This window comes from Streptomyces africanus, from assembly GCF_002150735.1.
GTDB lineage: Bacteria > Actinomycetota > Actinomycetes > Streptomycetales > Streptomycetaceae > Streptomyces > Streptomyces africanus.
Genome location: NZ_MUKA01000667.1, coordinates 529 through 979 on the forward strand (window position 1 = coordinate 529; position 451 = coordinate 979).

Genomic DNA, 451 nt, shown 5'->3' on the forward strand with positions numbered 1-451 from the left:
CTTGCCACGCGGGGAGGCGTAGCGCCAGTCGTGGGAGCCGCCGTAGGAGTCCAGACCGAACCCCTCCGCCAGCGCCTCGACCAGGGTCGACTTCCCCGAGCCGTTCTCACCGACCAGAAAGGTCACCGGTGCCGTGAAGCGCAGCCCTTCGTCGAGCAGTTGCCGGACGCAGGGCACCGACCAGGGCCAGACATCCTCGTCGTACGAGGAGAGATGGGCATACGCGCGTTCGACAATCACTCGACCAGTGTCGCCCAGGGCTCGGAAAACGTACGTTCCCCCAGTGAGTCCCCCGTCCTGGGGAGGTTTCGGTTGTTCGACCGGGCGAGCTGGGCGGGTGTCTGGCCGTACTCCGCGAAGACCGGCCCCCGCGGTTCTGACCGCTCGCACTCCCCGGGCTCGCCGCCGCTGACCCGCACGCGGACATCAGTCCAGAGGCATGGTGCGCGCG

General features: G+C 68.7%; 1 protein-coding gene and 1 pseudogene (1 of these 2 cut by a window edge). Both read right to left on the reverse strand.

Annotated features, from left to right (window positions below; genetic code table 11):
• A pseudogene (locus CCL05_RS43265) lies at window positions 1–240 on the reverse strand (AAA family ATPase) (its annotated part extends 361 nt beyond the left edge of the window); the annotation flags it as partial.
• A partial coding sequence (locus CCL05_RS45770) for a hypothetical protein (protein WP_208641762.1) occupies window positions 237–451 on the reverse strand: 215 nt, incomplete at its 5' end. The gene CCL05_RS45770 and the pseudogene CCL05_RS43265, both read right to left, overlap by 4 nt.